Origin of the sequence: Pelagibius litoralis, assembly GCF_011683915.1 — a bacterium.
Classification (GTDB): Bacteria; Pseudomonadota; Alphaproteobacteria; order Kiloniellales; family Kiloniellaceae; genus Pelagibius; species Pelagibius litoralis.
In genome coordinates, this window is record NZ_JAAQPH010000008.1 from 41,059 (window position 1) to 63,737 (window position 22,679).

Here is a 22,679-nt window from a genome sequence, read left to right on the forward strand (position 1 = left end):
TGAGATGAAAATCGAACACCGAACCAACGATCAAGGCCAGAAAGATCGTGCGCGTGACGACCTGTCGAAACTGCTCGACGCCGGTGTCGATGCGCCACCGCCCTGCGCGGCCAACTGCCCCAATGCCTTTAGTCCCAATTGCTCGCCTTCCTGCCCGGATGTTCCCCGCAGGTTGTCTTCGGATCCGGAGAAACATCCGCTTGAGCCTTTGATCGCCCCTCTGGTTTACGAATTGCAGCGGCTCAAGGTCTTTCAGCCCTGTTGGTCCTGCGAAGGACACAACGGTCCCGACGGCGCGCTTTGGAAGATCCCGCGTGTATGGTTCTACTGTGACGGTCTGATCCATGTTCGCGCACTTGCCGGTGCCATAAGGCAGTTGGAGTTGACCCACAGCCTTCATGCATCCTGGCAGGTGGTGCTGGTGTCCTTGGACCAGACGGACCCGGACTGCTGCTTCTCGCTCGAACCGGGCCCGGTAAAACCGGAAACCGCGTTGAACGAGCTTCACGCGGACATCACCACAATCGCCACCCGGCTTCACGATATGATGGCCAAGATCGCCGGCGGCCTGGTCAAGGCAATCGACTAAATGTGCATCGGATTGAGCCCAGCGCTCCTGCAAAGCTTGCAGGAACAGCCGACGGAGCCTTTGCGGGGCCGTGCCGGCGGCGCCGACTTCGAGATCAGCGTCATGATTCCCGAATACCGGCGCCGTCTGGTAGAGCATTACGAACCGGACTGCGGCAGCCCGGTGACCGCCCCGCCGTTCCGTCATTTCGGTTTGCTGGCGGCCTTCAGCAGCCCGGTCGAGTTACCCCTTCACGACCGGACCAAAACCCTTCACGCAGAACTGCGCAGGCTGGTTCACACCTTCGGCCCGGTCATCCTCCGCAACGTTCACCTTTCCGATGAGGCAAGATGCGCGGATCAGCGCAATGTCTTCGCCAACCTGGAATTTCACATCGACAGAGGTCCCACCCAAGCGGATCACTATACGCTATTCTGGCGCGATCCTTTCGATGCCATTCAACGCCAACCGCGCAGCTCCTCCACTCTGGTCTTGGCTAATGCTGCCGCCTGTCTGCAGGCCCAGAAGGAAGGCCACGGCGGCAGCGAGTTCAAGAAGAGCTATCGGCTTTTTGAGAAGGAGCCGGTCGCAGAGCTTGTCAACAAAGTGCTGGTGGAGATTCCCTGGCGCGCGGCGGAAGGCGTTGGCGAAGTCGCAATCCTCGACAACAGCACCGTGCTGCACGCCAGCTATTACGCGCATCCGGAGTTGCGGGGTTACCCGATCTCCGTTCGCTATCTATTCTAAGGGTACTGGATCAGGCCACGACCGTCGTGATGCCGGCTGCTTTAGCCGCCTCGGCCAGCTTCGCCGGCAGGGGCTTGTCGACCACCAGATCGGTGAGGTCGGTGAGCGGCATGACGATCTCCAACAGGCGCACGTTGAACTTGGCGTTGTCCATCATGAAGAGGCGCCGCTCAGCCCGCTGGAACATGGAACGTTTGATCCAGCAGGCATTGGAGTCGACGTCCGTCACCCCGCCCTCGGTAATGCCGCCGGCGGAGGTGAAAGCGACGTTGGCGTGGAACCGTGCCAGGAAATCTCAGGTGTCCTGGCCGTAGCCCCCCTTCTCGTGGGCCGAATAGGCGCCGGGACAGAGGATCACGCGCACGGCTGAGGAGGCCCCGACCTCCTCGGCGATTTCCAGACCGTTGGTGATCACCGTGGCCTCGACACCTGCAGCGGCAATGGCCTGAGCCAGGTGATCGGCCCGACGCCGAACTGTTATCACCGCCTGAAGCCGCACACCTTCGCGCCCTCGAACATTTCCTGGGGAGTGGAGGACCACACGGCCATGGTGCGCATGAAGGACGTCGGCGAAGAGAACTGCCACATCGAGATGCGGGCCGCCTCCGGCCTCGCCAACCCCTACCTCGCCGCCGCCGGGGTACTGGCCGCGGGCCTGCTGGGCCTGAACGAAAAAGGTGAGCTGCCGACCCCTTCAAAGGGCCCGTCGGAGGATGACCCCAAGCACCAGAAGCTGGCCGGCAGCCTGGAAGATGCCCTCATCGCCCTGAAGAAGGACAAGGCCATGCAGGAAATGCTGGGCGCCGACTTCGTGAAGCTCTTCGTTACCGTGAAGGAGGCCGAGCTGGCCCGCTTCCGCAGCCACGTCACCGACTGGGAACGCGACGAGTATCTGGAGCTTTATTGAGGAACGTCCGCCAGCCGCGCAACGCCGCGTGGGTCAGGCCGCCGTCGATGCGCAGGTTCTGGCCGGCCATGTAGGTGGTGTCATCTGAAAGCACATTGGCAATCAGCGAGGAGACCTCCCCCGTTTTGCCGCAGCGGCCCACGGGGATGCGGACCAAAGCGGCTATTACTTCGTTCATCCGCTCTCCCAGAAAGCGTACGCTGCAAGGGATGCGGTGATCGCCTGGATGCTCTCCGAGGTTGCCTGCCGGGTGGACAAGAGTAAATTGGCTTGGCGAATGCCATGTTGCGCAGTCCCACTTCGGATTGGAACCCACCGCATATCTGAAGCTGTCGCGAGAATGGAATCATCGCGACGAAAGTCCACAAACCTATCAATCGCGGTCGGCTTTTCAATTGTGCTTTGGTGAAATACTTTACAACGGCAACGCCGTAGAACGAAGTGTGTATCCGCACGCAGCCTATCGACGACCGAACCTGACAATGAACGGGCAAGAAATGAGTACTCGTCATGATGCAAAGGTATTCTGTATCGGTCGAAACAAGACCGGCACAACTTCGCTCGGCGCGGTTCTAAAAAAAGCTGGTTTTCTCCTTGGAAATCAGGCTGCCGGAGAGAGCCTCATATACGATTGGGGAGCAGGAAGGTTCGACCGCATCGTTGACCTTTGCAAATCGGCACAGGCATTCCAGGATATTCCCTTTAGTCTCCCCAAGACCTTCGAAGTACTTGATGCTTCGTTTCCCGGATCCAGATTCATACTTTCAGTGCGCAAAAACGCCGATGAATGGTACGGCTCTGTCATTCGGTTCCACACGAAAATCGTCGGTAAGGGCAGAGTTCCAACGCCGGAGGACCTAAAGAACTTCGGTTACCGGCATAGAGGATGGATATGGAACAACATGAAGCTTGTCTATGGGATTGACGAAAATACTCTGTACGATGAGCGGATCTACAAGCAGCACTATGATCAGCACAATGAACAGGTCATCGAACATTTTCGACAGCGGCCCGACGATCTCTTGGTTGTCAATCTGAGTGACGAACAAGCAGAATGCCGACTTGGTACTTTTCTGGGACTGTCAAACTTCGAAGGCCTTCTACCACACCTCAATCGAACGCGCTGATCATGCGAAAAGTCGATTGCGCTTCAACATAGAACTGCCGACCCTACGCGACCCAAAGTACCCTAGGCCACCACCGTCGTGATGCCGGCCGCCTTGGCGGCCTCGGCGAGCTTCTCCGGCAGGGGTTTGTCGACCACCAGGTCGGTGAGATCGGTGAGCGGCATGACGATCTCCAACAGGCGCACGTTGAACTTGGCGTTGTCCATCATGAAGAGGCGCCGCTCAGCCCGCTGGAACATGGAACGTTTGATCCAGCAGGCATTGGAGTCCACGTCCGTCACCCCGCCCTCGGTGATGCCGCCGGCGGAGGTGAAGGCGACGTTGGCGTGGAACCGTGCCAGGAAGTCGCAGGTGTCCTGCCCGTAGACGCCTTTCTCGTGGGCCGAATAGGCACCCGGACAAAGGATCACCCGCACGGCTGAGGAAGCCCCGACCTCCTCGGCGATTTCCAGGCCGTTGGTGATCACCGTGGCCTCGACACCTGCAGCGGCGATGGCCTGAGCCAGGTGATGGGTGGTGGCGCCGGAATCGATCATCACCACGTCGCCCGGTGCGATGGCCTGGATGGCGACCGCGGCGATGCGCTGGCGCTCTGCGACCATGGAGGCCGTACGCTCACGCACCGTGGGCTCGCGCCCCATAGGGGCGGCGGCACCGCCGTAGGTGCGCTCCACCAGGCCGCGCGACGACAGGCTGTCGATGTCGCGGCGTACGGTTTCGGTGGAAACACCGAAGGCCTCGGCAAGGTGGGAGATACGGACTGTGGGGTTCGACTTCAGCTCGCCGATGATGCGGCGGTGGCGCTCGTCGCGGTCCAGCCGATCGCCGGCCTTGGCAGCGGCCCTGTCCGCACCGGCTTTCGCGGCCGCCAGACTCTTGACCGACGCGCTCATGCGGCCGCTTCCAGAATGTCCCCCAACTGCGAGGCCAGGGCGCCCTTGCGCGGCGAAAAGGAGCCGTCGAAGGCGGCGGAACCCACGGTGAAGGCGTTGGCCCCGGCCTCCGCCAGCGCGCGGATACGATCCGGCGAGTCGACGCTGCCGGCCACCACAAGTGTGCCCTGGGTCGCCCGCCGTGCGGCCTTTACCAATTCCAGCGGATCGGCCTCCGTCGCGCGGTAGGCCAGAAGGTCAACGCCCGAACAGCCCAGGGATTCGAACTTGCGGCAGTCCGCTTCAACGTCGGTGGCCGTGCCGCCCAGCGCCGTGGGATGGCCGATCGGCCGGCCGGGGAATGGCAGATACCCGATTCCGCTGCCGTCCAGTACGCTCAAAATGCCCGCCGCATCGGTACCGCCCATCACGCAGTCGACGCCGATATCGCGGGCCGCGCGGGCCGAATTCAGACAAGCCTCCGGCGTGGTGGATACAACCTCAAGGTAGCTGGTCGCCCCGGCATCCTTGATGCGGCGATTCAACTCCACCAGGGTATCGAAACTCACCCCCACGTCCTTGAAGCCCATGTGCTTTACGCCGGCGGAGACAACAACGTCAAAGACCTCCAGGCAGTCCTGCACGGTCTGGTCCGCGCGGGTGAACATGAAAATAAAGTCAATCGCCGGTCGCGCTATGGGTCGCGTCATCTCGGGGCTTTCCCTCTTCGCAGTCTGTCCGCTGTTTCCGGCAAACGCCTTGCTTCGGTTATGCCCCAACTTCGTGGTGAGTACAACAAATCATGTTGGAATTACCAAATTTTGCGTGGTACTTTCATCAAATGGATCTTTTAGGGAACCATCGGCCGGGCGATCGACGAAGATCAGACCCCACGCCGCTGGCTGCCCTTCGGATGGTCCGGGGCAAAACAAAAAAACGGGGAGCGTGATCATGCAGTTCGACCGTCGCAGTTTGTTGAGGTACACCGCCGCCGCCGGCGCGCTCGGGCTTGCCGGGCCCATGGCGGGCACAGCCTTCGCCGCACGAGAGAAGGAGCTGAACATCCTCTGTTGGGAGGGCTACAACTCCGACGAGGTGCTCGACCCCTTCCGCCGCAAAACCAGCGCATCGGTCAAAGCCGAGAGCGGCACCTCCGACCCGGACATGATCAACAAGCTGCGCGCCGGCGAGGTGAACGTCTGGGATGTCATCAACCTGAACCAGCCCTGGGCGCGCGACCAGATGTGGCCGGAAGGTCTCATCAAGCCGCTGCCGCAGGAACGCTTCGAGCCCTACTTCGCCAACATGATGGCGCCCTACGGCAAGGAATATCCCTGGTGCTATTCACCCGACGGCAAAGAACTGCTGGGCATGGTACAGCGCTTCGGCCCCTTCAATTTCGTCGTGAACACCGACAAGGTGAGCCGCGCCACGGCGGAGGACGAAGGCTTCAACCTTTTCAACGAGGCCTCCAATGCCGGTCGCTACGGTATCCTCACCTACGACAACTGGAACATCTACCACATGTGCATCGGCGCCGGGCTCGACCCCTTCGTCAAGCACAGCGAGGCCGAGATTGCGGCCTTCGAGAAAGTGGCCCGCGCCTGGTTCAAGGGCGCCAAGCTGCTGACCGACGATCTGGTGGCGATGAACCTGGCGCTGATCAACGGCGAGATCGACTTCTACCTGACCGGCGGCACCTACACCGCCAGCCCGGCCCGCCTGGACGGCGCCACCAACATCCGCGGCATCACCCCCAAGAAGGGCCCGCTGGCCGGTGGCAAGGGCGGCATTACCTGGGTGGAGATCACCTCGGTGGTTAACAATCCCAACGGTTCGCCCCTGGCCCTCGACTTCCTGGAGTACGTTCAGGACCCGGAGGTCTGTCACGCCGTGGCTTTCGCCGAGGGCACCTACAATCCGGTCACCCAGATGGCCAACCCGCAAGTCTTTGAGAAGTTCAGCTCTGAAGAGCTGGACGCCATCCAGTGGGATAGCCTGGAAGAAGAACTGTCGAACACCGTCGACTACCAGATCAATCCGGACTACGACGTCATGGATAAGATCTATAATGCGGCCAAGCGCGAGGCTTAAACGGTACCGAGAGCGGGCGGCCCGGGTATCCTTTTCTGAGGGATCACCGGGGCCTGCCCGGGCACCGCATGCCGCGGGATCTGCGGGCCGAAAATAGGGAGTTATTGTGGCCGACCCAATTCTGAGGTTGTCACAACTGTCCAAGCGTTTTGGACAGTTCGAAGCGGTGAAGGAAATCGATCTCGCCATCCAGGAGGGCGAGTTCTTCACCATTGTCGGCCCATCGGGCTCCGGCAAGACCACGCTCATCCGCATGCTGGCCGGCCTGGAAGAGCCCAGCGGCGGAGAGATCCTGCTGCGCGGAGAACGCATCAACGAAACCCCGGCGAACCGCCGTCCGACCTGTATGGTCTTTCAGTCGCTCGCCCTGTTCCCGCACCGAAGCGTCGGCCAGAACATCGAGTTCCCGCTGAAGATGCGCGGCGTGCCACCGGCCGAGCGGAAGAACCGCGCCGACGAGCTGTTGCGCCTGCTGCGCCTGCCGGAGGATTACTATAAAAAGCAGGTCAGCCAGTGCTCCGGTGGTGAGCGCCAGCGTATCGCGCTGGCCCGCGCCCTCGCCTTCGATCCCGAAATTCTGTTCTTCGACGAGCCGCTTTCAGCCATCGACTATCGCCTGCGCAAAACCCTGGAAAAGGAACTGAAGGACCTGCATCGGGAAACCGGCAAGACCTTCGTCTACATCACCCACAGTCTGGAAGAGGCCATGGTGATGTCCGACCGCATCGGCATCATGCGGATGGGCGAACTGGTTCAGGTCGGCGCGCCGGATGAAATCTATTCGCGCCCGGCCAACCGCTTCGTCTCCGAGTTCATGGGCGAGGTCAATGTGCTGGAGGTACAACCCAACGGCGCCGGCCTGCACTGCCCGGTCCTGGGTTCGACCCTTCAGGGCCCGGACGCCAAGGCGGACTTCGCGAGCGGCTATCTCGTCATCCGCCCCGAATACCTGCGCTTCATCGGGCCGGGCGAGACGGCGGAAAACACCGTCACCGGCGTGCTCTACAACGAATACGCCCTGGGCAGCCGCATCCAGTATCAGGTCCGCGTCGGGGAACAGGTCTTCCTGGTCGAGAAACTGCGTGAGCAGCGCTACGGCGGCAACCTGGACGACGAGGTCATCATCGGTTGGGAGGCACGAGACAGCGTGCTGGCAACGGAATGACCGCAACAACGGAGGTCAGAACCACGGAGGCCGCCAAGCCAAGGCTACGCCGGGGACGAAGCCTCCGCGTCAGTCCCGGTCTGCTGGCCGCCCTGCCCGTCCTGATCTTCCTGGCGCTGGCCTTCGCCGCGCCGTTGCTGGCGGTGTTCGGTTATTCCTTCATGCCAGAAGGAACCTTCGACTTCACCTTTCCGCCGACCTTCGAGAACTATCTCGCCGTCTTTTCCGGCAGCTACTACATCTCCTTTGCCAAGTCCCTCGGGCTGGCGCTGGTTACCGTGGTGCTGCTTATGGTGATCTGCTGGCCGATCGCCTACGGCATGGCCAAGCTGTTCGGGCGCTGGGCCAACCTGATGACCCTGGCGATCATCATTCCGCTCTTCGTCTCCGAAAACATCCGGCTCTTCGGCTGGATGCTTTTCCTCATCAAGGGCGGCGTCTTCCTGGGCGGCCTGAAGGCCTGGCTGGGCTTCGACGGCGAAAGCATTCTCTATGACGTGCCGGCCATCGTGCTGGGGTTGGTTTACGTCTACCTGCCCTTCACCCTGTTCCCCATGGTGCTTGGCATCTCGATGGTCTCGCGCGAGGTCACCGAAGCGGCCTTCGATATGGGCGCGTCGCGCTGGCAGGTGTTTCGCGAAATCGAACTGCCGCTGGCCACGCCGGGCATCCTGATCGGCGGGCTGCTGACTTTTATCCTTTCCCTGGGATCGCTGGCCGAATCAAAGATCCTGGGCGGACAGGCCGTCATCATGATCGCCGACGAAATCGAAACCGCCTTCACCTTCGGCCAGAACTGGCCGCTGGGCTCGGCCCTTTCGGTCATCCTGATTCTGTTCTCCGGTACCTTGGTCCTGACCCTGCTGAGCTGGGTCGACCTGGACCGCATCCTGGGGCGTGGCGGCAATGACTGACGGCCGCAAAAAGCGCGTTACCCACAATCTGATCGCGGTCTGGTCGGGATCGCTGATCCTCTTTCTCTATCTGCCGATCTTCTGCGTCGCCCTGGCTTCCTTCTCCAAGCAGCGCTACTTCCGCTTTCCGATCCCGGCCTTCGACACCCAGTGGTACGAGAGGGCCTTCACCTCCCTCACCGTGCGGGATCTGGTTTCCACCTCGCTCTCCATAGCGCTCATCGTGGCCCTGGTATCGGTGGTGCTCGGCTTCTTTGGGGCGCTGGCTTTTGCCCGCTTCGACTGGCGCGGCCGGCGCCTCTATCAGCGCCTGGTCCTGCTGCCGATTTTCTTTCCCCAGGCCGTGCTCGGTCTGGCCCTGCTGATTTGGTTTTCTTCCGTCGGGATCATCCCCGACTGGCGGACGGCGGTGATCGCGCACTTGGTATGGATTGTGCCGATCGTGACCCTTGTCATCTCTATCCAGGCATACTCGTTTGACCCCGCTTTGGAGGAGGCCGCCTTTGATCTGGGCGCAACCCGCTGGCAGACCTTGAAAGAGGTCACCCTGCCGGTGCTCTGGCCGGGGGTTGTCTCCGGCGGGCTGTTCGCCTTTTTGCTGTCCTGGGGCAATTTCCCCCTGTCGCTCTTCACCACCGGCGCCGACCAGACCGTTCCGGAATGGCTCTACGCCAAGATGGTGTCGGGCTACACGCCGCTGGTGCCGACCCTCGGCGCCCTCACCACCGCCAGCGCGGCGCTGATTCTGGTGCTCGGTTACGGCGGCTGGGTTTTCATGCGGCACAGACAGGCCAGATAAGCCGTGAGCAGAGGTAAGCCATGAGCAGCAGTGTTGAACTGGACGACAGCCTGAAGGGCGCGCGCATCGCGCTGGAAGAGATTCCGGTGATCGACTTCGCCGACTTCCTGACCGGCGATCTGGCGCAGCGCCGGGCGGTGGCGCGGCGGATCGGCACGGCCTGCCGCGATATCGGCTTCTTCTATCTCGTCAACCACGGCATCGCACCGGCCCTGATGACCCGGACCTTTGCCGAGGCCAAGCGCTTTTTCGACCAGCCCCTCGATGCGAAAATGTCTATCGACATCGAGAAGTCGCCCTGCCATCGCGGCTACTTCAAGATGGGCGGCGAGAACCTGGACCCGAAGAAACAGAAAGAGGCCGGCGACCTGAAAGAAGGCGTCAAGATCGGGCGCGACCTGGCCGCCGACCATCCCATGGTGCAGGCCGGCCTGCCGCTGCACGGACCTAATCTCTGGCCCCAAAATCTGCCGGGCTGGCAGGGCGCGATGCAGTCCTACTTCGATGCGCTGAGCGGCCTCGGCCGCCAGATCATGCATGCCTTCGCGCTCTCCCTGGACCTCGACGAGTGCCACTTCGACCGGGATCTGAGCGACCCCATGGCGACCCTGGGACCGCTGCACTACCCGCCGCAGCGGGGCGCCATCACCGAAGCGCAGATCGGCGCGGGCGCCCATACCGACTTCGGTTGCCTGACCATCCTGGCGCAGGACATGAACGGCGGGCTTCAGGTGCGCAACGCGGCGGGCGTCTGGATCGACGCCCCGCCACTATCAGGCGCCTTTGTCATCAACATCGGCGACATGATGGCGCGCTGGACCAACGACCTCTTCGCCTCTACCCAGCACCGGGTGGTGAACGTCTCCGGCGCCGAACGCTATTCCATCCCCTTCTTCTTCGATCCCAACTTCCAAGCCAGGGTCGAGGCGCTGCCGAGCTGCAGCGGCCCTGACCGCCCGGCCAAGTTCGCGCCGACCACGTCCGGCCAACACCTGCTGGACATGATCAACGCGACCTTCGACTATCACCGGGAGAAGGCGGAGAGCACGTAACCATGCCCAAGACGGCCGAGGCCTGCGATTTCACCCTGACGGCAGGGAACTCAGCCCTGCTGGTGGTCGACCTGCAGCGCGGCTTCTGCGAGCGCCCGCTGGCCGAGAAACTGGGTTTCTCTGCCAGCCAACACTACTGGGACCGGGTGGACGGCGCCGTGCTGCCGAACGCCGCACGGCTGATCGATCAGGCGCGCAAGGCGGGTGTGGAAGTCATCTACACCGTTATCGAAGCGCTGACCCTGGACGGGCGCGACCGCAGCCTGGATCACAAGCGCTGCGACTTTCTGGTTCCCAAGGGATCCGAAGGCGGCCGGGTGATGCCGGCCCTCGCACCACAGGGTGACGAAATCCTGCTGCCCAAGTCCGCCTCCGGCATCTTCAACGCCACCAACATCGAATACCTGCTGCGCAACCTGGGGGTCGAGCGCCTGGCCATCTTCGGCGTTTACACCAACCAGTGCGTTGAATCGGCCGTGCGCGATGCCGCCGACCGCGGCTTCCTGGTCACCCTGGTGGCCGACGCCTGTGCCACCAAGACGCCGGAGCAGGAAGCGGCGAGCCTGGCGGTGATGCAGGGCTATGCGCGGATCGCCGAGACGGCCGCCCTGCTGGACGAGATGCGGCCACGGGGAGCCTCCGCCGCATGAAGCGCCCCCTCGTCGGCATCACCGCCGATTTCCGCACCCACGATTCCGCGCCCTATCACGTTGTCGGCGACAAGTATGCCCGCGCGATCTGGGAAGCCGCTGGCTGTACCCCGCTGATCATCCCGGCCATGGCCGAGAGCCAGGAGGTCTCCGACATGTTGGATTCTCTGGACGGCCTGATGTTCACCGGCAGCCCATCGAACGTCCACCCGACCCGCTATGGCCGCGACGCCGACGAAAAGGCCGAGCCCTACGACGAGGCGCGTGACGCAATGACCTTCGGCCTGATCGACCGGGCCCTGGAGAAGGGCCTGCCCAGCCTCTTTGTCTGTCGTGGCTTCCAGGAGTTAAATGCGGCCCTCGGCGGCACCCTTCATGCCTGCGTTCACGAGGTGGAGGGCCGCATGGACCACCGCATGCCCAAACACGACGACCCGGACGTGCGCTACGGCCCGCGCCATGCCATGAACTTTACGCCCGGCAGCCTCTTCGCCGGGATCGCCGGCGCCAGCGAGATCGAGGTGAACTCCCTCCACAGCCAGGGCATCGACGTCGTGGCGCCCGGCCTGGAGATCGAGGGCCATGCCCCCGACGGCACACCGGAAGCTGTCTCGGTCACCGGCGCCAAGGCCTTCGCCCTCGGCGTCCAGTGGCACCCGGAATACAAAGCCCTGGAAAACGACTTCTCCACCCGCCTGTTTCGTGCATTTTCAGAGGCCGTGCGCGGCTAGCGCCGCCTGCCGGCCCTATTCAAGCTCGAAGGGATAGACGACCCGCCAGTCGCGTTTCATGTCGACGACGGTCCAGCCGGCGGCTTCGGCCTGGTCGAGTGCCTTGTCGAGGCGGCCGATGTGACTGTCGCGATCGTAGATCCACTCCCGCTCGGCGTCACTGTGGCGCACAATCAGGCCGAAACGAAGCCCGGTCCCGGTCGTGGTGTACTGCAACATCTGCAGGTCGCCGTCCGAGTTGCCGAAGGCCGCAAGCGGGCGCCGTCCGATGTGAAGATTGATGGCAATCGGCTTACCGGCCTTGTCGTCGATGAAATCCAGCGCCGGCATCTTGCGGAGGGATGCTGCGCCGGAAGCCTGCTCGAATGCGGCTTTGATGCTTGAGCCGACCACCCGCTCCGGCGGAATGCCGTAAACCTCTTCCGCGAAGACGCGGATGAAGTCGACCCCACCGCCGGAGACGATGAAGGTCTTGAAACCCTCGGCGCGCAAATAGCTCAGCAACTCCAGCATGGGCTGGTAAACCATCTCGTCATAGGCCCTGCCGCTTCGCGGATGGCGCGCCTTTGCGAGCCAGTCCCGCACCGCAGCCTTGAAATCCTCGACCGTCATGCCCGCATGGCTGACCATGACAACCTCCATCAGCCCGGCCTTGCCGTTGCTCAGAACGCCTTCGACGTCGCCGTCCATGGCGGCCTTGAGAACCGGGTTGTCGACCCATTCGGGATGCTGCGGGGCCAGCGCCCTCACCCGGTCGAGAGCATAGATGAGTTGGAAGTACATCGGTTGTTCCGACCACAGCGTCCCGTCGTTGTCGAAAACAGCAATGCGTTCGCTCGGCGGCACGTAGTTTCCGCCGTCGGCATCGGTCACCCGCTCAACAAAAGAAAGGATGGCCGATTTGGTAAGGCCGGTATTCCATGACGGCAAAGGGTCGGCCACCGCAACCCCGGAAAGCTGCGAGACTGCGACAGCCAGAAGCAAACTGCGAAGATACATCATGGATGTTCTTCCGGTTGCCAAGCATTCGGCCCTATTGCGATCCCGCTCCCGCCTGCAGCTTTTCCATCACCTGATCGATACTGAAGCTGGCGGCTTTCTGCCGGGGCGGAAACTCCTGGAAGGTCGAGAGGAAGTTGCCGACATAGACCTGCGCGGGGATCATCAGATAAACACGATCTATGACCCAATCGTAGTAGGTGTTGGAGGTGACCTGGGATCGCTCATAGGGATCGCGCCGAAGATTGAAGAGCAACGGGAAACGCAGTGGTATGAAGGGCTCCTGCCAAGCCTGCAGCGTCGCTTCCACCCGCTGCTCCATGAAAATGAGCTTCCAATCCTGAAACCGCAGCGCCGTCAGATCGCCATCGTCAGAGAAGTAGAACACCTCGTTGCGCGGTGACTCTTCATTCTCGCCGGTCAGATAAGGCAGGAAGTTGTAACCATCGAGGTGGGTCCGGTAGCGTCGCCCGATGGCCTCAACGTCACCGTCGAGAAGCTGCTGCTTGATGTTGGGTGCGCCAGCCGCCGCCAAAAAGGTCGGCAGCCAGTCCATGTGATGCATGATGTCGTTGGAGACCTGTCCCGGCTCGATACGCCCGGGCCAACGCACCATGGCAGGCACGCGCCAGCCGCCTTCCCAGTTCGTATTCTTTTCGCCTCTGAAGGGCGTCATAGCGGCGTCGGGCCAGGTGTTCATGTGCGGCCCGTTGTCAGTGGAATAGAAGACGATGGTGTTGTCGGCGATCCCCAACTCGTCGATTTTGTCCAGCAGCTGCCCGACATGGCGGTCATGCTCGACCATCCCGTCGGCATATTCGTCCTGGCCGGAGATGCCACGCAGTTCTTCCTTCACATGGGTGCGGAAGTGCATGCGGGTGCCATTCCACCAGAGGAAAAAGGGCGCATCCGTCTCAGCCTGACGCTCCATGAAGTCGAGGGCGCCGGCCACGGTCTCATCGTCGACGGTCTCCATGCGCTTCTTGGTCAGCGGGCCAGTATCCTCGATCGCACCCTCAGCAAAGGACTTGATCACGCCCCGTGGGCCGAAGCGCTCCCGGAAGCGCGGATCCTTGGGATAATCCTCGTTTTCCGGCTCTTCTTCTGCATTCAGATGATAGAGGTTGCCGAAGAACTCGTCGAAGCCGTGATTGGTGGGCAGGTGTTTGTTCTGGTCGCCCAGGTGGTTCTTGCCGAACTGCCCCGTCACATAACCCTGCGCCTTCAAGAGCCCGGCAATGGTCGGGTCTTCCACCTGCATGCCGAGCGCGGCGCCGGGCAAGCCGACTTTCGAAAGACCGGTTCTGTAAACGCTTTGACCCGTGATGAAGGAAGAGCGCCCCGCCGTGCAGGACTGTTCCCCATAGTAGTCCGTGAACATCATCCCTTCGGCCGCAATGCGGTCGATGTTCGGCGTGCGGTAGCCGACGACACCGAAACCGTAGGCGCTGACGTTGGTGATGCCGATGTCGTCGCCCCAAATTACGACGATGTTCGGCTTGTCGCTCTGGGCCTGGGCCGGCAGAGCGGAACCGACGATGAAAAGTGCCGAAGCGGCGGCGAAGAAGGCCGTGGAACGGCGGTGCGGGATCTGCATCAGCATCTCGTAACTCCACACTTTTCGTTTTTGCTTATCCGAAGCGTAGGACAATCTGATCAATAAGGCTACAGTCACTAGGAAATATTTCTACCTAAAGAAGTGATCCTTTTGTGGCGCGACCATTAGAAAACCCTGAAAAAAGACCCTGGCTGACCGTGCCGCTGGCGGGCCTGTCTTTCATCATCTTCTCCTTATGGGCGTGGCTGGCGATGCCATCATCCAACACTGCCGCGCAAAACAATCCGCCAGCGGCAAACGCGCCGGGCTATGTGACGACGGCCGTCTGTGCCGGCTGTCACGTTGAGGAACATGCCGAGTGGCAAGACTCCCATCACGACTGGGCACTGAAGGAAGCAACGGAAAAAACGGTGCTCGGCGACTTCAACGGCGGCAGCTTCGAACAACAGGGCGAGGTCTGGCGATTCTCCCGGCGTGGCGACAACTTCATCGCCGAGTCCCACGGCGATGACGGCACCTGGGTCGAGCACAAAGTACTCTACAGCGTCGGCGTCGCGCCTCTGCAGCAGTATCTGGTGATGCTGGACGGCGGCCGCCTGCAGGCCCTGACGGTCGCCTGGGATGTTCAGGCAGAGCGCTGGTTCCATCTCTATCCCGGCCCGAAGGTCGCAGAGGGCGACGGCCTGCATTGGACCCGGACCTTCAACAACTGGAACAGCCGCTGCGCCGACTGCCATTCAACCGGCTACATCAAAGGCCTGGATCCGCGCGGCGGCACCTTCGACAGCCGTTGGAGCGACCTGAACGTCGGTTGCGAGTCCTGTCACGGCCCCGGCGAAGCCCATGTTGCCTGGGCGCAGAAACCGGACGACACAACCGGGCGGGGTTTCACCGCCAAACCCGGCAATGAGATCGAAGTCTGCGCCGCCTGTCATGCCCGCCGTCAGGCACTGGGCGCGGAAAGCCGGCCGGCGGGCGCGCCCTTCCTCGATCACTTCGTCCCGGCCCTGCTGCGCGAGGGGCTCTATCATGCCGACGGCCAGATCCTCGACGAAGTCTATGTCTACGGCTCCTTCCTGCAGAGCCGCATGTATGCCAAGGGCGTTACCTGCAGCAACTGCCACGCCCCCCACACGGCACGGCTGAAGGCCGAGGGCAATGCGCTCTGCACGGCCTGTCACAGCCCCACCGGCAACGATGCCTTTCCGAGCCTCAGGAACGCGCTCTACGACTCCCCTGATCATCACTTCCATGAAGCCGGCAGCGACGGAGCCGCCTGCGTGAACTGCCACATGGCCGAGCGCACCTACATGATCGTCGATCCGCGCCGTGATCACAGTTTCCGCGTGCCCCGGCCCGACCTTTCCGCAGCCTTGGGTACGCCCAATACCTGTACCGACTGTCATATGGACAAAGATCCAGCCTGGGCCGCCGCGGAACTGGAACGCCGCTTCCCGACCGGGCGCAGCGGTGAGCCGCATTTCGGCAAAGCCTTGGCGGCAGGACGCCGCAGCGAAGGCGGGGCGGAAAGCACCCTTCTGTCTCTGGCTTTGGACGAAGCCCAGCCGGTGATCGCAAGGGCGACTGCGCTCGACCTTCTACGCGGCTACGGCCCGTCCCCTGCCGAAGCGGCGGCGGCCTTGTTGAGTCACAAGGCACCGCTCCTGCGGCGCGGTGCCGCCCTGCTTCAGGAAAGCGCCGCAGGCGAGCGGAGGATCGACCGTCTTGCTCCCCTTCTTGAAGATCCCATCCGCGCGGTGCGGATCGCGGCAGCGCGCCTTCTGATCGACGTCCCCGACCTGGCTTTTCCCGCCCAGGCCGTGCTGCCCTTCGAAAAGGCAGCGGCGGAGTACCGCACCAGCCTGCTGGCCAGCGCCGACCTGCCGGAAACCCAGATGAACCTGGCAGCGCTTGCCCTGCGCACCGGCTACCCCCAGGCGGCCGAAGCGGCGGTGAAGCGGGCCCTTGCGCTCAACGGCCATTTCGAAGATGCCTGGCTACGCCTTGGCGAACTGCAGCACAGCCGGTCTCGCGGCGCCGCCGCGGTCGAAACCTTCCGCAGCGGGCTGACCGCCCTCCCCGACTCCGGTCGTCTGCACGCCGCCCTCGGGCTGCTGCAGATCGAACGCGGCGCTCTGGCAGAAGGCATTAGCGAACTGAAGACAGCGGCGGATCTCCGACCCGGCGATGCACGCCTGCGCTACAACCTTGCCCTGGCCCTTTCCCGGTCGAACCAGCCCCAGGCCGCTGAAAAACGCATGCGCGAGGCGCTCTCCCTCGCGCCCGACGATCCCGAGATGCTCTATGGCCTCGGTTTTCTTCTGGTCGAACAGGGCCGGACCGGCGAAGCATCGGAAATCGCCCGCCAGCTCCGCCGCCTCCATCCGCAACGCCTCGAAGGACCAGCCCTTGTGGACGAAATCGGGCGACGCCGTTCGCCTTAGCCGCCTTGCACCTTTCGCTATCGAGGCTTTGCAACCCGCTGCTCGATGGCGCCGAAGATCGACTTTCCTTCTGCATCCAGCATCTCAATGCTGACGCTGTCGCCCTCTTTCAGAAAACCCGTCTTCGCTTCGCCATTCAGGATGGTTTCCACCATGCGGACCTCGGCGATGCAGGAGTAGCCACGGCCGCCGTCGGCGATCGGCTTGCCGGGGCCACCCGAAGCATCGCGGTTGGAAACCGTGCCGGAACCGATGATGGTTCCGGCAGCCAAGGGCCGCGACCTGGCGGCATGGGCAATCAGCTGGGGAAAGTCGAAGGTCATGTCCTCCCCCGCCTCGGCCTTGCCGAAAGGCTGGCCGTTCATCTGCACCAGAAGCGGCAGGCTGAGCTTCGCGCCGTCCCAGGCCTCGCCCAGTTCCTCCGGTGTCACGGCGACGGGTGAAAAGGCCGAGGAGGGTTTGGCCTGGAAGAAGCCGAAGCCCTTGGCCAGTTCGCCAGGGATCAGGCCGCGCAGGCTGACGTCGTTGACCAGCATGATCAGCCGGATCGCCGCCGCCGCCTGATCGAGGGAGGCACCGGGCGGGACATCATCGACAACCACCGCTACCTCCGCCTCCAGATCCAACCCCCAGGCCGGATCGACGAAGGGAATGGGATCGCAGGGTCCCAGGAAGGAGTCGGAACCGCCCTGGTACATCAGCGGATCGGTCCAGAAGCTTTCCGGCATCTCCGCCCCGCGGGCCTGGCGGACCAGCGCCACGTGGTTCACATAGGCCGAGCCGTCGGCCCACTGATAGGCCCGTGGCAGCGGCGAGTGGCAGAGCGTCGGGTCAAAGGCAAAACCGTCAGCACGCTCTCCGGCTTCCAGGGCCTCAGCCTCCCCCTGCAGGCCGGGGAGCGACTGCGCCCAGTCGTCCAAGGCGGCCTGCAACGTGGCCGCTGTTTCCGCCTCCACCGCGCGGCTGAGGTCCCGGGACACGATCAGCAAGCGGCCGTCGCGGCTGCCGTCCTTCAAGCTCGCGAATTTCATAACCCCGTCCGTCCCCGTTTCTCACAACTGTTATCCACCGCACTCGCGGCCGTCACGGCGTCCCGTCGAAGAGCTTCTCCAGGCCCGACCAGCAGTCGACATAATCTTTGTCCAGAGTCTCAAGTTTGGCCGCGAAATCCGTGACCTGCTGAGGAAATCTCGTTTCGAACATGAAAGCCAAGGTGCCGCTCTGTTTCATCGGCTGCAGCGCTTCCCGGCTGGCTTGATCAAAAGCCGCCTGATCGGGGCCGTGGGGCAGCATGGCGTTGTGGAGGCTCATGCCGCCCGGCTGAAAGCCGTCCGGCTTGGCGTCATAGATGCCATAGATCAGCCCCATGAATTCCGACATGACGTTCATGTGGTACCAGGGCGGGCGGAAGGTCCCCTCCGCCACCATCCAGCGTTCCGGGAAAATGGCGAAGTCCACATTGGCGGTGCCGGGGGTATCGGAGGGCGCGGTGAGGACCGTGAAGATCGACGGGTCCGGATGGTCGAAGAGTACCGCGTTAACGGGAGAAAATCGTTTCAGGTCATACTTATAGGGCGCGTAGTTACCATGCCAGGCGACCACGTCGAGGGGCGACTGGCCGATGTCGCAGGCATGAAAGGCGCCGCCCCACTTCACCGTCAGGCGCGCCTCCTCTGCGCGATCTTCGAAGGCCGCCGCCGGGGTCTGGAAGTCCCGCGCGTTGGCCAGACCGTTCGCCCCGATGGGACCGAGGTCGGGCAGATTGAAAGCGGCCCCGTAGTTCTCGCAGACATAGCCTCTGGCTGATTTATCAATGAGTTCCACCCGAAACTTCATCCCGCGCGGCAGAACGCAGATATCACCCGGCGCGACCTCCAGAACGCCCAGTTCGGTGGCAAACCGCAGGGATCCTTGCTGCGGCACCACCAGCAGCTCGCCGTCGGCGTTGTAGAAATAGTCCTGCGCCATCGACTGCGTGACGAAGTAGAGATGGGCCGCCATCCCGCTCTGCACCCGGGCATCGCCGGCCGTGGTGATGGTCCGCATGCCGGTGACGAAGGTCAGCGCCTCGGAAGGCATCGGCGGTGGGCCCCAGCGCAGCGGGCCGAGCGCCAGGCCCTCCACCATCGGGGTCGGCGCGGAGCGCCACAGGGGCAGGTCGATCCGGCTGAAGCGGCCCTGGTGCTTCACCGACGGCCGGATGCGGTAGAGCCAGGAACGCGCATTGTCGGCGCGCGGCGCGGTGAAAGCCGTGCCGCTCAATTGCTCCGCATAGAGGCCGTAGGGGCAGCGCTGCGGCGAGTTCTGGCCGACCGGCAGGGCGCCGGGCAGAGCCTCTGTCTGGAACTCGTTGCCAAAGCCCGAGAGATAGCTCAGCGCCATGAAACACTCCTTCTTCATCCTACAGCACCTTAACGCAGGACCCTTGCGATCCCCGGCCCCTTTGTGATAGTTGCAAACGTAACTATCAAGCAAGGCCTGCAAAAGACCGCCTGAGCGGCGCTGGCCAGCCGAACTGGGAACTGGGAACCAAGAATGAAACTCGAATCGTTTCTGCCTTACCGGCTGAACCGTGCAGCGGCAATCGCCAGCCGTCAATTCTCAGCGATCTACCGCAACGACTTCAACCTGACGGTACCGGAGTGGCGCACCCTGGCCACCCTGGGTCAGTTCGGCGCCGCCACGGCGACGGAGATCGGTGAACACTCGGCCATGCACAAGACGAAAGTAAGCCGCGCGGTCGCAGCGCTGCAGCGCCGCCGCTGGCTGGTGCGCCACACCAACGAACAGGACCGCCGGATCGAGCACCTGTCGCTTTCCGCCGCCGGGCGCAGCGCCTACGCCAAGCTGGCGCCCAAGATGCTGGCCTTCGAAGACGCAATGATCCGCAAACTCGACCCGGAAGATCAGGAAGCCCTGGCCAAGGGGCTCGTGGCCCTGGAGCGGGCGCTGGGGATCGACCGCAAGACCTCCCTGCTCTCGCAGCGCAGCGAGAATGAAACACCGGGCGAAGATGACCTCCGGGATCGGCGGCGAAGAGTCGCCTGACCGCCGCCGCTACGTCGCGCCATGGCTTGAAGGTTACAAAAACGAAATCCAAGCTCTGCGCCAAGAATAACAACTGGCCCGGCACCGCCGAAAGCCATGGTGATCCGAAATTCAGGGGGGCCGCATGACCGCGACGATGTTCTCAAGGCAGACTTTCATCACCCTGGCCAGCGGGGCGGCGCTGCTGCTGACCGGCGCCCTTGCCGGCCCTCTGCCCGCAAGCGCAGAGACCACACTGGCGCTGTCGTCCTGGCTGCCGCCCAAGCATCCCGTCGTCACCGGCGTGATGCGCCCCTGGGCCAAGCAGGTGGAGGAAGTGACAGAGGGTCGCGTGAAGGTCCGGGTACTGGCCAAACCCCTGGGCCCGCCGCCCGCGCATTACGACATGGCCAAGGACGGGGTCGCCGATATCACCTACGGCCTGCATTCCTTCACCAAGGACGACCGCTTTCTGCGTTCGCGCATCGGTCAGTTCTCCTTCCTCGGCGACAACGCAACCGATGCCTCCGCCGCCTACTGGCAGATCTATGGCGATACCCTGAAGGCCCAGGAGGAACATCAGGGCGTGAAATTGCTCGGCCTCTTTGTCCACGGACCCGGCATGTTCCACAACAACCAGCGCAAGATCGCCGCAGCGGCCGACTTCGACGGCCTGAAAATCCGCACCCCCGGCGGCTATGTCGCCGGCCTCGCCGGGGACCTCGGTATCACCACCCAGTTCATGGGGCCGGGTCAGGTTTTCGAGAAGCTCTCCCGCGGGGTGATCGACGGTGTCACCTTCCCGATGGAGGCACTGAAGGCCTTCAAGCTGACCGATCATCTGAAATACTCCATGCGCGTGCCGGGCGGGATCTACAACACCTCCTGGTTCCTGGTCATGAACCAGGCGAAGTGGGACGCCCTTTCCGACGCCGACAAGGCCGCGATCGAGGGAGTCTCCGGCAGCGCCTTTGCCGCCCTGGCCGGCGGCGTCTGGGACAAGGCCGACACCAGCGGCGCCGAGTTCGTCGCCACCACCGGGGTTGAGGTCTATGACGCACCGGCGGAAGTGATCGCGGCGATCAAGGCGGTTGCCGAGAAGCGCGAGGGCGCCTGGGCCGAGGCGGTTGCCGCCCAGGGTTTCGACGGCAAGGCCGCCCTCACCGCCTTTCGCAGCATGACCGGCGTCGCTTACTGACGCGGTTGCGGACTTGGCCTCGCATCACGATCAGGAGCCCAACCGCCAAAGCCGCCTCACAGCGGCGCTCGGCCTGCTCTGCGGACTGCTGCTGTTCGGCCTGATCGGCCTGACCTGCGTCGACGTGGTCACCCGCTACTGGTTCAACGCGCCGGTGAACGGCGCCTTCGAGCTGACCGAACTGCTGCTCGCCGCGCTGATCTTCGCCGCCCTGCCGCTTACCACCGGCGCCGGGCAACATGTCGAGGTCGACCTGCTGGCGGGGCTTTCCGGGCCCCGGCTGCAACGGGCGATGCGATGGCTCGCGGCGGTGGTCGCCGGGGTGGTGCTTTTCATCCTTGCCTGGCGCCTGGCACTACAGGGCCTGCGCCTCTCCGAAGATGGCGCGGTGACCAACTCCCTTGCCCTGCCGCTGGCACCCGTCGCCTGGCTGGCAGCCTTGTCCTGCGCCGCCTCCGGCCTGATCGCGCTGCTGCGCGGCGCCCTGCCGGCCGACAAGGCCTGACGCATGCTTGAATCCCTGCTCGGCTTTGCCGTGCTGCTTACGCTGATTTTCCTGCGCGTGCCCATCGCCTTTGCCATGGCGCTGGTCGGCATGGTCGGTTTCGCCCTGCTGCGCGACTGGCATGCGAGTTGGTCGATGGTGGGTCAGGTCGCCTTCGACAGCGGGCTTTCCTACACCCTTTCCGTGGTGCCGCTGTTCATCTTCATGGGCAACCTGCTGTCGCGTTCCGGTATCTCCCACGGCCTCTTTGCGGCAGCCGACCGCCTGATCGGGCGGGCGCCCGGCGGCCTCGCCATGGCCTCCATCCTGGCCTGCGGCGGTTTCAGCGCCGTCTCCGGCTCCTCCCTCGCCACGGCGGCCACCATGTCGAAAGTGGCCATGCCCTCCATGCGCCGCTACGGCTACGCCGACAGCCTGGCCGCGGGATCGATTGCCGCCGGCGGCACCCTGGGCATCCTGATCCCGCCCAGCGTCATCCTGATCATCTACGGCCTGCTCACCGAAACCGACATCGGCAAGCTGTTCATCGCCGGCATCCTGCCCGGCCTGCTGGGCATCGGGCTCTATCTCCTCGCGGTCTGGGTGACGGTCCGGCTCTATCCGCAACTGGCGCCGAAAGCAACACGGCGCGAAGCCATGACGCAGCGCGAACGCCTGGGCGTCATCGGCATGCTGGCGCTCTTCGCCTTCATCATGGGCGGCATCTACGGCGGCTTCTTCACCCCGACCGAGGCCGCCGGCATGGGCGCCGGGGCCGCCTTGCTGCTGTCCTTCGGCCTCGGCGGAATGACCCGGCGGGATCTCTACCAGGCAGTGCTGGAAAGCGCCCGCACCACGGCGATGATCTTCGCCATTATCATCGGCGCCGAGATCTTCACCAACTTCATCAACTTCGCCGGCCTGCCCGATGGCCTGGCCGCCTGGATCACCGATCTCGACGTCCATGCCTTTGTGGTGATTGCCGCCATCATCGTCATCTACCTGATCCTCGGCTGCGTGCTTGAGAGTCTCTCGATGATCCTGCTCACCGTACCGATCTTCTACCCGCTGATGTACGAACTGGACTTCGGTATCGAGATGCTGGCCGACCCGGAAGCGGCCCTCATCTGGTTCGCCATCCTGGTGGTGGTGGTGACCGAGATCAGCCTGATCACCCCGCCGGTGGGCCTGAATGTCTTCGTTCTGCGCGCCGTCCTGCGCGATGTGCCGTTGAAGACCATCTTCCTGGGGGTCACGCCCTTCTGGATCGTCGACATTCTGCGCCTCGCGCTGATCGTCGCCGTTCCCGGCCTCTCGCTGTGGCTGGTCGGCGCGATGTAGAT

At 63.3% G+C, this 22,679-nt stretch carries 25 protein-coding genes; 16 read left to right on the top strand and 9 right to left on the bottom strand.

The window, feature by feature from the left end; genetic code table 11:
• The first annotated feature begins 4 nt into the window (after window positions 1–4).
• Both HBA54_RS11745 and HBA54_RS11750 read left to right on the top strand, forming a co-directional pair.
• Window positions 5–589, top strand: a complete 585-nt coding sequence (locus tag HBA54_RS11745; RefSeq protein WP_167224705.1) for a hypothetical protein — start codon at window positions 5–7, stop codon at window positions 587–589.
• Window positions 590–601: 12 nt separating this feature from the next.
• Window positions 602–1,315 carry a hypothetical protein gene (locus tag HBA54_RS11750; protein ID WP_167224707.1) on the top strand — a complete coding sequence of 238 codons (714 nt, stop codon included), beginning with the start codon at window positions 602–604 and terminating at the stop codon, window positions 1,313–1,315.
• A gap of 10 nt (window positions 1,316–1,325) precedes the next feature.
• Here HBA54_RS11750 and HBA54_RS11755 read toward each other — a convergent pair whose 3' ends face one another.
• Together HBA54_RS11755 and HBA54_RS11760 are read right to left on the bottom strand one after the other, a co-directional pair.
• Complete coding sequence (locus HBA54_RS11755) at window positions 1,326–1,604, bottom strand: DeoR/GlpR family DNA-binding transcription regulator (RefSeq protein ID WP_167224990.1); 279 nt, start codon at window positions 1,602–1,604, stop codon at window positions 1,326–1,328.
• Window positions 1,605–1,610: 6 nt separating this feature from the next.
• Window positions 1,611–1,799 carry a DeoR/GlpR family DNA-binding transcription regulator gene (locus tag HBA54_RS11760; RefSeq protein ID WP_167224709.1) on the bottom strand — a complete coding sequence of 63 codons (189 nt, stop codon included), beginning with the start codon at window positions 1,797–1,799 and terminating at the stop codon, window positions 1,611–1,613.
• Here HBA54_RS11760 and HBA54_RS11765 point away from each other — a divergent pair.
• Complete coding sequence (locus HBA54_RS11765; protein WP_167224711.1) at window positions 1,770–2,222, top strand: type I glutamate--ammonia ligase; 453 nt, start codon at window positions 1,770–1,772, stop codon at window positions 2,220–2,222. The two genes, HBA54_RS11760 and HBA54_RS11765, sit on opposite strands and share 30 nt — an antisense overlap.
• Here HBA54_RS11765 and HBA54_RS11770 read toward each other — a convergent pair.
• The gene (locus tag HBA54_RS11770) at window positions 2,182–2,400 is read right to left on the bottom strand and encodes an SDR family oxidoreductase (RefSeq protein ID WP_167224713.1); all 219 of its coding nucleotides are present in this window, start codon (window positions 2,398–2,400) and stop codon (window positions 2,182–2,184) included. The two genes, HBA54_RS11765 and HBA54_RS11770, sit on opposite strands and share 41 nt — an antisense overlap.
• Window positions 2,401–2,527: 127 nt before the next feature.
• Between HBA54_RS11770 and HBA54_RS11775 the strand changes: the two genes are divergently transcribed.
• The gene (locus tag HBA54_RS11775; RefSeq protein ID WP_205944591.1) at window positions 2,528–3,349 is read left to right on the top strand and encodes a sulfotransferase; all 822 of its coding nucleotides are present in this window, start codon (window positions 2,528–2,530) and stop codon (window positions 3,347–3,349) included.
• Between the two features lie 62 nt (window positions 3,350–3,411).
• Here HBA54_RS11775 and HBA54_RS11780 read toward each other — a convergent pair whose 3' ends face one another.
• Complete coding sequence (locus HBA54_RS11780; RefSeq protein ID WP_167224715.1) at window positions 3,412–4,242, bottom strand: DeoR/GlpR family DNA-binding transcription regulator; 831 nt, start codon at window positions 4,240–4,242, stop codon at window positions 3,412–3,414.
• Window positions 4,239–4,931: a beta/alpha barrel domain-containing protein gene (locus HBA54_RS11785; RefSeq protein WP_205944592.1), complete on the bottom strand. Its 693-nt coding sequence runs from the start codon at window positions 4,929–4,931 to the stop codon at window positions 4,239–4,241. The genes HBA54_RS11780 and HBA54_RS11785 overlap by 4 nt, the downstream gene beginning before the upstream one ends.
• A 241-nt stretch (window positions 4,932–5,172) precedes the next feature.
• On the opposite strand from HBA54_RS11785, the gene HBA54_RS11790 reads away from it, so the two are divergent.
• From HBA54_RS11790 to HBA54_RS11820, 7 genes are all read left to right on the top strand, one after another.
• Complete coding sequence (locus HBA54_RS11790; RefSeq protein WP_205944593.1) at window positions 5,173–6,315, top strand: ABC transporter substrate-binding protein; 1,143 nt, start codon at window positions 5,173–5,175, stop codon at window positions 6,313–6,315.
• A 106-nt stretch (window positions 6,316–6,421) separates the two neighbouring features.
• Window positions 6,422–7,480, top strand: a complete 1,059-nt coding sequence (locus HBA54_RS11795; protein ID WP_322096031.1) for an ABC transporter ATP-binding protein — start codon at window positions 6,422–6,424, stop codon at window positions 7,478–7,480.
• The gene (locus tag HBA54_RS11800) at window positions 7,477–8,394 is read left to right on the top strand and encodes an ABC transporter permease (RefSeq protein ID WP_167224717.1); all 918 of its coding nucleotides are present in this window, start codon (window positions 7,477–7,479) and stop codon (window positions 8,392–8,394) included. The genes HBA54_RS11795 and HBA54_RS11800 overlap by 4 nt, the downstream gene beginning before the upstream one ends.
• Window positions 8,387–9,193, top strand: coding sequence for an ABC transporter permease (locus HBA54_RS11805; RefSeq protein WP_167224718.1), 807 nt, complete (start codon window positions 8,387–8,389; stop codon window positions 9,191–9,193). Before HBA54_RS11800 ends, HBA54_RS11805 begins: the two co-directional genes overlap by 8 nt.
• Window positions 9,194–9,213: 20 nt before the next feature.
• Window positions 9,214–10,245 carry an isopenicillin N synthase family dioxygenase gene (locus tag HBA54_RS11810; protein ID WP_167224720.1) on the top strand — a complete coding sequence of 344 codons (1,032 nt, stop codon included), beginning with the start codon at window positions 9,214–9,216 and terminating at the stop codon, window positions 10,243–10,245.
• A gap of 2 nt (window positions 10,246–10,247) precedes the next feature.
• Window positions 10,248–10,895 (top strand): cysteine hydrolase family protein, encoded by a 648-nt coding sequence (locus HBA54_RS11815; RefSeq protein WP_167224722.1) that lies wholly within the window; start codon window positions 10,248–10,250, stop codon window positions 10,893–10,895.
• A complete protein-coding gene (locus HBA54_RS11820) occupies window positions 10,892–11,626 on the top strand; it encodes a gamma-glutamyl-gamma-aminobutyrate hydrolase family protein (protein WP_167224724.1) in 735 nt (244 codons plus the stop codon). The genes HBA54_RS11815 and HBA54_RS11820 overlap by 4 nt, the downstream gene beginning before the upstream one ends.
• A 15-nt stretch (window positions 11,627–11,641) precedes the next feature.
• Here HBA54_RS11820 and HBA54_RS11825 read toward each other — a convergent pair whose 3' ends face one another.
• Window positions 11,642–12,628, bottom strand: coding sequence for an HAD family hydrolase (locus HBA54_RS11825; protein WP_167224726.1), 987 nt, complete (start codon window positions 12,626–12,628; stop codon window positions 11,642–11,644).
• Window positions 12,629–12,659: 31 nt separating this feature from the next.
• Window positions 12,660–14,228 (bottom strand): arylsulfatase, encoded by a 1,569-nt coding sequence (locus HBA54_RS11830; RefSeq protein ID WP_240932643.1) that lies wholly within the window; start codon window positions 14,226–14,228, stop codon window positions 12,660–12,662.
• A 206-nt stretch (window positions 14,229–14,434) separates the two neighbouring features.
• Here HBA54_RS11830 and HBA54_RS11835 point away from each other — a divergent pair, with 206 nt between their 5' ends.
• Window positions 14,435–16,627, top strand: a complete 2,193-nt coding sequence (locus tag HBA54_RS11835) for a tetratricopeptide repeat protein (RefSeq protein WP_167224728.1) — start codon at window positions 14,435–14,437, stop codon at window positions 16,625–16,627.
• 17 nt (window positions 16,628–16,644) lie between these two features.
• On the opposite strand, the gene HBA54_RS11840 is transcribed toward HBA54_RS11835, so the two are convergent.
• Both HBA54_RS11840 and hmgA read right to left on the bottom strand, forming a co-directional pair.
• The gene (locus HBA54_RS11840) at window positions 16,645–17,658 is read right to left on the bottom strand and encodes a fumarylacetoacetate hydrolase family protein (RefSeq protein WP_167224730.1); all 1,014 of its coding nucleotides are present in this window, start codon (window positions 17,656–17,658) and stop codon (window positions 16,645–16,647) included.
• 52 nt (window positions 17,659–17,710) lie between these two features.
• Window positions 17,711–19,009 (bottom strand): homogentisate 1,2-dioxygenase, encoded by a 1,299-nt coding sequence (hmgA, locus tag HBA54_RS11845; RefSeq protein WP_167224732.1) that lies wholly within the window; start codon window positions 19,007–19,009, stop codon window positions 17,711–17,713.
• Between the two features lie 153 nt (window positions 19,010–19,162).
• Here hmgA and HBA54_RS11850 point away from each other — a divergent pair, with 153 nt between their 5' ends.
• From HBA54_RS11850 to HBA54_RS11865, 4 genes are all read left to right on the top strand, one after another.
• Window positions 19,163–19,675 carry a MarR family winged helix-turn-helix transcriptional regulator gene (locus HBA54_RS11850; protein WP_167224734.1) on the top strand — a complete coding sequence of 171 codons (513 nt, stop codon included), beginning with the start codon at window positions 19,163–19,165 and terminating at the stop codon, window positions 19,673–19,675.
• 124 nt (window positions 19,676–19,799) lie between these two features.
• A complete protein-coding gene (locus HBA54_RS11855; protein ID WP_167224736.1) occupies window positions 19,800–20,852 on the top strand; it encodes a TRAP transporter substrate-binding protein in 1,053 nt (350 codons plus the stop codon).
• Between the two features lie 13 nt (window positions 20,853–20,865).
• Window positions 20,866–21,357 (top strand): TRAP transporter small permease, encoded by a 492-nt coding sequence (locus tag HBA54_RS11860; protein ID WP_167224738.1) that lies wholly within the window; start codon window positions 20,866–20,868, stop codon window positions 21,355–21,357.
• Between the two features lie 3 nt (window positions 21,358–21,360).
• Window positions 21,361–22,677 (top strand): TRAP transporter large permease, encoded by a 1,317-nt coding sequence (locus tag HBA54_RS11865; RefSeq protein WP_167224739.1) that lies wholly within the window; start codon window positions 21,361–21,363, stop codon window positions 22,675–22,677.
• The last annotated feature ends 2 nt before the right edge of the window (window positions 22,678–22,679 follow it).

What these genes read in the sequence shown, in the direction of transcription:
- HBA54_RS11785 (WP_205944592.1), bottom strand. Translation starts at nt 4,931, where the DNA reads ATGACGCGACCCATAGCGCGACCGGCGATTGACTTTATTTTCATGTTC.
- HBA54_RS11830 (WP_240932643.1), bottom strand. Translation starts at nt 14,228, where the DNA reads ATGCTGATGCAGATCCCGCACCGCCGTTCCACGGCCTTCTTCGCCGCC.
- HBA54_RS11820 (WP_167224724.1), top strand. Translation starts at nt 10,892, where the DNA reads ATGAAGCGCCCCCTCGTCGGCATCACCGCCGATTTCCGCACCCACGAT.
- HBA54_RS11865 (WP_167224739.1), top strand. Translation starts at nt 21,361, where the DNA reads ATGCTTGAATCCCTGCTCGGCTTTGCCGTGCTGCTTACGCTGATTTTC.
- HBA54_RS11745 (WP_167224705.1), top strand. Translation starts at nt 5, where the DNA reads ATGAAAATCGAACACCGAACCAACGATCAAGGCCAGAAAGATCGTGCG.
- HBA54_RS11855 (WP_167224736.1), top strand. Translation starts at nt 19,800, where the DNA reads ATGACCGCGACGATGTTCTCAAGGCAGACTTTCATCACCCTGGCCAGC.
- HBA54_RS11850 (WP_167224734.1), top strand. Translation starts at nt 19,163, where the DNA reads ATGAAACTCGAATCGTTTCTGCCTTACCGGCTGAACCGTGCAGCGGCA.
- HBA54_RS11790 (WP_205944593.1), top strand. Translation starts at nt 5,173, where the DNA reads ATGCAGTTCGACCGTCGCAGTTTGTTGAGGTACACCGCCGCCGCCGGC.
- hmgA (WP_167224732.1), bottom strand. Translation starts at nt 19,009, where the DNA reads ATGGCGCTGAGCTATCTCTCGGGCTTTGGCAACGAGTTCCAGACAGAG.
- HBA54_RS11800 (WP_167224717.1), top strand. Translation starts at nt 7,477, where the DNA reads ATGACCGCAACAACGGAGGTCAGAACCACGGAGGCCGCCAAGCCAAGG.
- HBA54_RS11770 (WP_167224713.1), bottom strand. Translation starts at nt 2,400, where the DNA reads ATGAACGAAGTAATAGCCGCTTTGGTCCGCATCCCCGTGGGCCGCTGC.
- HBA54_RS11810 (WP_167224720.1), top strand. Translation starts at nt 9,214, where the DNA reads ATGAGCAGCAGTGTTGAACTGGACGACAGCCTGAAGGGCGCGCGCATC.
- HBA54_RS11825 (WP_167224726.1), bottom strand. Translation starts at nt 12,628, where the DNA reads ATGATGTATCTTCGCAGTTTGCTTCTGGCTGTCGCAGTCTCGCAGCTT.
- HBA54_RS11780 (WP_167224715.1), bottom strand. Translation starts at nt 4,242, where the DNA reads ATGAGCGCGTCGGTCAAGAGTCTGGCGGCCGCGAAAGCCGGTGCGGAC.
- HBA54_RS11835 (WP_167224728.1), top strand. Translation starts at nt 14,435, where the DNA reads ATGCCATCATCCAACACTGCCGCGCAAAACAATCCGCCAGCGGCAAAC.
- HBA54_RS11815 (WP_167224722.1), top strand. Translation starts at nt 10,248, where the DNA reads ATGCCCAAGACGGCCGAGGCCTGCGATTTCACCCTGACGGCAGGGAAC.
- HBA54_RS11805 (WP_167224718.1), top strand. Translation starts at nt 8,387, where the DNA reads ATGACTGACGGCCGCAAAAAGCGCGTTACCCACAATCTGATCGCGGTC.
- HBA54_RS11840 (WP_167224730.1), bottom strand. Translation starts at nt 17,658, where the DNA reads ATGAAATTCGCGAGCTTGAAGGACGGCAGCCGCGACGGCCGCTTGCTG.